A 253-nucleotide genomic window follows, 5' to 3' on the forward strand; every position below is an offset into this window, starting at 1 on the left:
TGCCAATACTAAAATTTTGTTTGATACTGCCGATGCGCTGAATTGTTCATATTTACGTGATCATGAGGTTAATATTTTTAACCTAAACAACGTGCTTACAGCGGTTGATGCTTTTATTGAAAAAGTAGACTGTTTGTACGTTACGATTGATCTAGATGTATTCGCGGCTGCGGTTGCACCAGGAGTCAGTGCACCTGCTGTAAAAGGAATTGATTTAGCGACTTTTGAAGCAATTTTTAAGCATATTCAAGAG

At 37.5% G+C, this 253-nt stretch carries 1 protein-coding gene; it reads left to right on the forward strand.

What is annotated here, in order from left to right; genetic code table 11:
* On the forward strand, window positions 1-253 hold a 253-nt coding region (locus KMS84_RS44745; protein ID WP_256921642.1), incomplete at both ends, for an arginase family protein.

This window comes from Streptomyces hilarionis (genome assembly GCF_024539675.1).
GTDB classification, from domain to species: domain Bacteria; phylum Actinomycetota; class Actinomycetes; order Streptomycetales; family Streptomycetaceae; genus Streptomyces; species Streptomyces hilarionis.